Source organism: Waterburya sp. (genome assembly GCF_058530065.1).
Genome location: NZ_JBZNBU010000271.1, coordinates 1 through 7362 on the forward strand (window position 1 = coordinate 1; position 7362 = coordinate 7362).

Here is a 7362-nt window from a genome sequence, read left to right on the forward strand (position 1 = left end):
AAGTAGAGCCTGAGAGGGAAAAACAACCCGATACCGTTGTAGAGAAGCTAGAAACTGAGATTGAAGCAGCAAAATCTGAAACAACTCCAGAATCTACTACAGAAACCAAAGAAGATTCCGCTAACAAGATAATTCCAGAAACAACAGAAGTAGAAAACGAACCTGCTGTTGTTAAAACTTCACCAGAAATAGAATCAAAAGTAGAAGATACTCCCGTTGTCCAAAATACCAAAACTCAAACCAACGAAGAAACAAAGCCATCTCCTCTAGATTCTTTAGAAACAGTGGAAGTAGCAGAAGTATTAGAAGCAGATCCCGAAACTATCTCTAGAGAAACAAATAGCGATCGCAACAATATTATTGAAGTTACAACTACAGAAATAGAACCAGACGATCAAAAAGATAATTCTGAAGAGTCATAAAAAATTAACTGGAATTATTATCTTCAGGCGATCGCTTTCCTTCAATATATCTATAGGGCGATCGCCCTATAAAGCATATCTATCGGTTATCTGGATGTAGCAACCTCTCAACTTATGGAAAAAGTTACCTCAAAATACTTAAACTCCCCAGGTAGGATTTGAACCTACGACCAATCGATTAACAGTCGACCGCTCTGCCACTGAGCTACTGAGGATAGCGTCACTAGTGATGTCCGTTTCACCAGCCATAAACAATAATAACCAAAACCAAAACAATTGACAAGCATTTCTGCAAATTAATTGTTTAACCTACCGATTACCTGAAAATAAAGGATATCCTAGAAATAAAGCCCTTCTTTACTATCAGATTTTCTCCTCATGCTCGTCAATCGCTATCAAACTGTCTATCTTTCCTTTATTTCCACTGATTTACCAGTCTGGAATGTGGTTCAAGCCCAGGCATCTTTATACCAGCACGACCAAGATAAATTTCATTTATTACTCAATCAACAAAATTTACCGAGTTCTAAAAACGACACCAAATCTAGTCAAGGATTGTTTTGGTTAGAAATCAGCCCCTATAGAGTGATGATGACCATGCAAAGTAATACTCGACTGAGCTATCGCCATTATTGGGAAAAGGGAATCTATGGAGTTAGTCGCTATTGTTTGAATATAACTCCAGATATGCCGAGTAAATCTCTAAGAATGCGTAATTTTACCCGCTATTTACAAGTGGAAGGGGATATATTGCCGAAAAATGTTCGTATTGAATATGAAATGTGGTCGGATAGGGTGCGACTGGGAAATTATATTCTTCATCTAGACATCGAACCATAAATCGGTAGTGGGTAGTTAGTAGTAGATAAAGTATTTTAAATCTGAGTTCTAAGAAGTTTTCTAAAGATTGTATGTAGTTCACTACAGAACTACAGTTGTCAGGATTTACAATCAAAAGCAAAATATTTAAAAAATTAATTATTTAAACTGCGCTATGCACACCCAGCTAATAGTAGAAAAAAAGATAGTTGTTTTTGTTTCTCAAGCTAGTTACGAACCAGCACAACAGCTAATCGATCTACTTCAAACTCAAGTTGGTTTATTTAAGATAGTTTCCATTGACAATTTAGAAAGCGATCGCGATCTTTTTGCTGATAGTTTTGCAGTCGTAGCGTTTATTACTCCTGCTGATTTTCCTCAAGCTATTTATTTTACCGATCTTGCGGTTAAGCTGGCTGAGGAATTTAATCTAGAACAATTAGTCTGGGTAGCCCCTAGGGCGGAAAAGAATAGTGGCTTAGAACAAGCATTACGCAGGGCAGCCGAAATTGTCAAAAATTGCGGCAAAGAGACTTTAATCCTGCGCCACGCTCCTTTATTTTCCGACTTACTTAAATTTAAAAAAGAAATTAGATTTCGCCGTACCCTTTCTTTGCCTTTGGGCGATAACTATTTACCTTGGGTTGCCCCAGAAGATGTTGCTACTGGGATTTATAAATGGCTGGCAGGAACTACTACAGTCAAACCCCCTAAAGTACTTACAGGGATGAGTCAATTAGGAGGAATTGATTTAGCCCAGGAAATATCTACAGTTCTAGAACGTAACTTAGATGGGATTGGTTTTGCCAGACGTTGTTTTAAAGCGATCGATACCGATCGCAGTGGCAGTTTAGATCGCGATGAAATGTTGGTTTATTTAGAACAACTATCCTATAGTGAAGAAGAAGCAGAGGCTCTAATCGAACAGGCAGACACCAATAAAGATGGTTCGATCGATTTTGATGAATTTATTGCCAGTTTGGGACACCACCTCGATCGCATTTTGGCAGATCTCCCCCGACAAGTACAGTATGTTAATGTTCCCGCTTCAACGGTAATCTACGACTTACAAACCAGAGGCATTGACGAAAAAGACGTTAGGGCTTGGCTGACGTTAATTAATAGTTACGATAATTCCGAACTGGCGATCGATAAGTCTACTAGTCAGTGGTTGGGTAGGGGTTGTACTTCTTTTGGTAGTTGGCTAGAAAAGCACGTCTTAGATTTCATTAACGTTTATATTTTGCCTTCCAGGGGCATTTTAACTATCAGTGAAGGGACTTTAAACGGCAAGCCAGCCTTAACTACGCGAATGTTGCAAAGCGACAATCGCATTTTGGTCGGAGTGCGGACTTTAGATAATCGTGCTGCTGAGTGGAGATGGGAAAATGGCAGCATTGACGATGCGGAATCCGTACAATATGAAACGGAAAAAGGCGGACAGCGAGTTCTTAAGTTTAAAGACGACCAATTAGTGGGAATGTCAGTGCAGGGTACTTGGTTGGGGCGCAAACTAGCCAATAATTTGATGTTTCAACAGTCAGAAATTCCTCGCTGGCAAATTAACCTGTTTCGGGAGTTAGGGGAATTACAAATTGAAGAGGTTAACAACCTCGTCGATCCAGAGAGTATTGTATGTAACTGTACCCAGACTACTTGCGGTCAACTGCAAGAAATGATTGCTAGTGGCTTAGATACCATCGAAAAAATTGCCGAAGCCAGTCAAGTAACTACTATTTGTGGTGGCTGTCAGCCTTTGGTAGAAGAGATGTTGGGTTCTGCCAATCTAGATGTAGCGGAATTGTTGTTAAAACAGGCATTAGGTAAAGGAATCTATCGCTTTCAATTTCGTCCCGTCAGCGAACCTTTAGTCTCATATAAACCAGGACAACACATTTTAATTCAAGGCAGAATTGACGGAGTGTGGGTAACTAGAGCTTATACCCTTTCGTCTAATGCCGACCAGGCAAAAAGATACGAAATTACGGTCAAACGGGAAGAAATGGGCTTATTCTCCCGTTGGTTGTGCGATCGCGCTGACGAACATTCTTTATTTCGTATTTCTCAGCCTCGCGGGGAATATTTCCTCGAAGATGAACCCCAAGTCTACTTTTTTGCTGGAGGTATAGGCGTAACTCCCGCTATTTCTATGATGCGCACTTTAGCTACTAGAGGCGAACAGCGTCCCTTTTATTTGGATTGGTCTGCACCTAAAGTAGAAGACTTCGTGTTTAAATACGAACTGGACTTTTTACAAAAGAAATTTCCTAATTTTAAAGTTAAATATACTCCGACTCGTACCGAAGGCAGATTGACCGCCGAACGAGTCAAGGCAGACTATAGCTATCAATCAGGGGCGGTAGCATTTCTTTGCGGTCCTCAAGCCTACATGGATGCAGTGCGATCGCATTTACTAGATGCAGGATGGCATGAAGAAGCAATTCGCCAAGAATTATTCTCTTCTCAACTAGACGAAGATGGTAATGCCGAACCTCCTAAAAAAGCTGCAATTCAAGTGGCAGGAGGAGTTAAGAGTATTGAAAGTTATAGCTTTGACGTGCAACCTGTTGGGGAAGTAGCCCAAGAAGCAGAGGCATATTTAAAGCAATGTTATGTAGAAAGAGGTCTGCCCGAAGTCTTTTTACCCCGTTGGCAAGAAGTAGCAGCGGAAATAAAAACTACAGGAACTTACGAACATACCCTAGATGAGTTAAGCTATGGCGCGCGGTTGGCTTGGCGTAATAGTAGTCGTTGTGTGGGACGTTATTTTTGGACTAGTCTCCAAGTTAGGGATATGCGCCATCTAGAAACAGAAGAAGAGATGTTTGCTGCTTTGGTAGACCATATTAAAATTGCTACCAACAATGGCGACTTGCGGGCTTTGATGACGGCGTTTAAACCAGATGGCAGACGCTTGTGGAATGCTCAACTGTTGCGCTATGCGGGTTACAAACAAGAAGACGGCAGTATTTTAGGCGATCCTGCCAACGTAGAATTTACCGAACAAGCAATAAAACTAGGCTGGCAACCCCCTGTTAACCGTACTCCCTTCGACTATCTACCCATAGTGATTCAACTACCAGGAAAAGATCCTAAGTGGTTCGATATTCCTCCAGAAATTATCCTCGATGTTAATATCGTTCACCCAGAATATGAATGGTTTGGGGAATTGGGTTTGAAATGGTATGCCCTCCCCGCCGTTGCTAATATGTCTCTAGATTTGGGCGGCGTACAATATACTTGTACTCCCTTTAATGGATTTTATATGGGTACGGAAATTGGCGGGCGTAACTTCAGCGATACCTACCGCTACAATAAACTACCAATAATTGCTGAAAAAATGGGCTTAGACCGTAGCAGTAACGATACTCTTTGGAAAGACAAGGCTTTGGTGGAATTAAACCTTGCAGTATTACACTCTTTTAAAACTCAAGGAGTCCGACTGATCGATCACCATTCTATGACCGATTATTTTATGGAATTTATGGCAGAAGAAGAGAAGTGCAAACGTCCAGTTCATGCCGATTGGGGTTGGATAGTACCGCCTATTTCTGGCTCTATTACTCCAGTTTATCCTCTAGAATTGGAAAATCGCATTCTCAAGCCTAATTACTTCTATATGTCCGATCCTTGGGATTCCGATAGTAATAATGAAGCTAAATGTCCTTTTCATAAATTAGAAAAATAATTGTTTAATTAATTTAGTTTCCATCTAAGCGATCGCAATAGTATTATTGAGATAGTCTTGTAATTGACGACCGTGATCGTGGCTGAGATTTTCTGTAGGCAATTCATCTCGGCTAAAGGCTTGTACTTGCAACACTTCTAATTTATCTTCTGGATCGAATTCTCCTTCTGCATCTACTTCTAAAAGGATGGAAATAGAATGCAAGCGAGGATCGCGGTGGGGATCGGAATAAACCCCCATCAATCGCTTGATTTTAATTAGATTCAATCCCGTTTCTTCCTTCAACTCGCGACTGGCAGCATTGGGAATATCTTCTCCCCAATCGACCATTCCTCCAGGCAAACCCCATTTACCCGTATCGCTTCTTTGTATTAGTACGATTTTGCCATCGGGTAAAACGGGAATAATTGTCGTACCAGTAACGGGATGGCGGAAAATAATGCCAATTACAGTGTAAATAAATCGCCAAGCACTACGCATAGATCGCAAGAGAATAAAGTTTATATAGATTAGGTATCTAATAAAGATTTAGCCGAAGATATAGCTTGACGGACTTGAGCAAACCCCGTTCCTCCATAGCTATTGCGGGCGGAAACTACTTGTTTGGGAGCGATCGCATCGTAGATATCGGCTTCAAAAGCAGGATGCAGTTGTTGCCATTCTTCCAAGGTTAGATCTTTAAGTAATTTTCCTGCAGCTAGGCTAGTTTTTACTACCTTACCCACCAAATTATAAGCCTCTCGGAAAGGAACGTCTTTACTTGCTAAGTAATCTGCTACATCCGTCGCATTAGAAAAGTCTTCCGCCACTGCTTCTGCCAGTCGGTTGGTCTTAAATTCAATTCCCGATTCCAGCAAAATCGTCATGGCTTCAAGGCAAGCTTTGACTGTTTTTACCCCGTCAAAAATTCCTTCTTTGTCTTCTTGTAAATCTTTGTTATACGCTAAGGGCAAACCTTTCATAATGGTTAGCAAGCCTTGGAGGTGTCCGAATACCCTACCAGTTTTCCCCCGCACTAATTCGGGAATATCGGGATTTTTCTTTTGGGGCATAATACTCGAACCAGTGGCACAAGTATCTTTGAGGGTAATGAAGCTAAATTCTTGAGATGCCCACAGAATCATTTCCTCGCTCAAGCGACTGAGGTGTACCATAATTAGACTGGCAGCACAGAGAAATTCGATCGCAAAATCGCGATCGCTAACTCCATCGAGACTATTAGCATAAATATTATCAAAACCTAACAATTCTGCACTATAAGCGCGATCTATAGGAAAAGTCGTTCCCGCTAAAGCACCACAACCAAGGGGAGATATATTAGTCCGCTGGTAGACATCTTCCAATCTCAACCAATCTCGTTGTGCCATTTGGAAATAGGCTAAAAGATGGTGTGCCAAGCTCAAGGGTTGCGCTCGTTGTAGGTGAGTGTAGCCAGGAATCAGAGTTTCGACATTCTTTTCGCTATGGGCTAGCAATGCTGCTTGAAACTTTCTTAAATACTGCTGTATTTCTCTGATTTCTGCTTTTAAATAGAGCCTAATATCAGTTCCTACTTGATCGTTGCGAGAACGGGCTGTATGAAGCTTTTTGCCCACATCCCCAACAATTTCAATCAATCGTCTTTCCACTGCAAAGTGAACGTCTTCGGCTTCTACCCCAGGATTAAAATTACCATCTCGATATTCCTGACGAATTTGCTCCAAACCCGCTGCTAATTGTTTTGCCTCCTCATCGCTAATAATTTGAGTTTTGGCTAACATTTTGGCATGGGCAATTGAGCCAGTCAGATCGTATTCGATTAATTGAATATCAAAACCAATACTGGCATTAAAAATAGCGATCGCAGGGTTCAAAGCCGACTCAAAGCGATCGCTCCAGGTTTTTTTCTCGTTCACAGTAGCAAAATCGACAAATTTAACAACTAGATTATTTTAGATCGATATCTACCCCGTAAAACCTTTAAAGGTGTAACCTAAAAACATTCCACCCAATAATGCCCACACTTGACCCGAATCGATAAAGTAGTACCAAGCATCTTGAATTTGTCCGAGGATATCTGGATCTTCAATTGTTTGGGCGATTAGATGAGAATTGGGTAATAGGTAATGATGGTGCAGGTCAATGAAAACCTGTATTAATTGGTCGTTGAATAATGTATCCATATTGTTAGGAAATTAGATGAAAGCAACCCGCACCCAATCTAATCTTAGATTTGATAAATCGCCAGTTTATTCTAACGACTATAAATCCAAAACAATTTTTTTGGTTTTAGGTTGAGAAATACAAATTAGTACTTCCCCTTCATCGGGTTCGCCACCTGGTTCTTCGAGGTATTCTACTTCTCCTTCTTTTAGTTGACACATACAAGTCAAACAAACTCCCTGACGACAGCTAAATTCGGGATTGATACCGTTAGCCTCGGCAAATTCTAAA

General features: G+C 40.8%; 6 protein-coding genes, 1 tRNA gene and 1 pseudogene. 3 read left to right on the forward strand and 5 right to left on the reverse strand.

What is annotated here, in order from left to right; all coding sequences use genetic code 11:
- A pseudogene (locus AC33VI_RS16155) lies at positions 1–422 on the forward strand (hypothetical protein); the annotation flags it as partial.
- Positions 423–565: 143 nt separating this feature from the next.
- Here the strand turns inward: AC33VI_RS16155 and AC33VI_RS16160 are convergent.
- Positions 566–637 (reverse strand) — tRNA-Asn (locus tag AC33VI_RS16160).
- A gap of 163 nt (positions 638–800) precedes the next feature.
- Here AC33VI_RS16160 and AC33VI_RS16165 point away from each other — a divergent pair.
- Entirely contained in the window at positions 801–1262 is a 462-nt protein-coding gene (locus AC33VI_RS16165; RefSeq protein WP_491783290.1) for a hypothetical protein, read from the forward strand.
- Positions 1263–1416: 154 nt separating this feature from the next.
- On the forward strand, positions 1417–4929 hold the full coding sequence (locus AC33VI_RS16170) for a nitric oxide synthase oxygenase (protein ID WP_491783291.1): 3513 nt from the start codon (positions 1417–1419) through the stop codon (positions 4927–4929).
- 24 nt (positions 4930–4953) lie between these two features.
- Here AC33VI_RS16170 and AC33VI_RS16175 read toward each other — a convergent pair whose 3' ends face one another.
- The 4 genes from AC33VI_RS16175 to AC33VI_RS16190 form a co-directional block, all read right to left on the reverse strand.
- Positions 4954–5409, reverse strand: coding sequence for an NUDIX domain-containing protein (locus tag AC33VI_RS16175; RefSeq protein ID WP_491783292.1), 456 nt, complete (start codon positions 5407–5409; stop codon positions 4954–4956).
- Between the two features lie 29 nt (positions 5410–5438).
- Positions 5439–6824: an argininosuccinate lyase gene (gene argH / locus AC33VI_RS16180; RefSeq protein ID WP_491783293.1), complete on the reverse strand. Its 1386-nt coding sequence runs from the start codon at positions 6822–6824 to the stop codon at positions 5439–5441.
- A 48-nt stretch (positions 6825–6872) separates the two neighbouring features.
- Positions 6873–7091, reverse strand: coding sequence for a hypothetical protein (locus AC33VI_RS16185; protein WP_491783294.1), 219 nt, complete (start codon positions 7089–7091; stop codon positions 6873–6875).
- A 78-nt stretch (positions 7092–7169) separates the two neighbouring features.
- Positions 7170–7362, reverse strand: a 193-nt coding sequence (locus AC33VI_RS16190) for a 2Fe-2S iron-sulfur cluster-binding protein (protein ID WP_491783295.1), incomplete at its 5' end; no start/stop codon positions are given.